Source organism: Bradyrhizobium sp. NBAIM08 (genome assembly GCF_020193935.1).
Taxonomy (GTDB): Bacteria; Pseudomonadota; Alphaproteobacteria; order Rhizobiales; family Xanthobacteraceae; genus Bradyrhizobium; species Bradyrhizobium yuanmingense.
Genome location: NZ_JADYVR010001137.1, coordinates 1 through 394, shown reverse-complemented (window position 1 = coordinate 394; position 394 = coordinate 1). Strand labels below are relative to the sequence as shown.

The following is a 394-nucleotide window of genomic DNA, read 5'->3' as shown; positions in this document are numbered from 1 at the left end:
CCTTGGTGGTGTCGAAGGTCTCGAAGAACATCTGCTCCGCTTCGGGCGGGGGCGTCTTAAAAGAAAACGCCTTCAAAGGACCGAACTTCGGGAGAATGCGGATGACCAAACCGATGAGGCGCCGGAAGAACCCGGGCCGCCGATAGTCGCGGCCGAACTGACTCTCGAACTCTTCGCGGAGAAACTGAAACACGAATTGATCCTTGGTGATCATCGGTGAGCGGCGCTCGATCTCCTCGGCCTTCTCCGCCCACGCGATCTTCGTGGCCTCGGGAATCACCTCGCTCACCGCGAACCGGTACGTCGTGATGGCGACGTCGAGGTTCGCGAAGAGGTCCTCAATGCGGATCCCGTACGTGGCTGCGAATGCTCGCTCGAGCAAAGGTTTCGAGAC

General features: G+C 59.6%; 1 protein-coding gene. It reads right to left on the bottom strand.

The features are described from left to right. A partial coding sequence (locus I6F37_RS43840) for a hypothetical protein (protein ID WP_225154961.1) occupies positions 1–394 on the bottom strand: 394 nt, incomplete at both ends.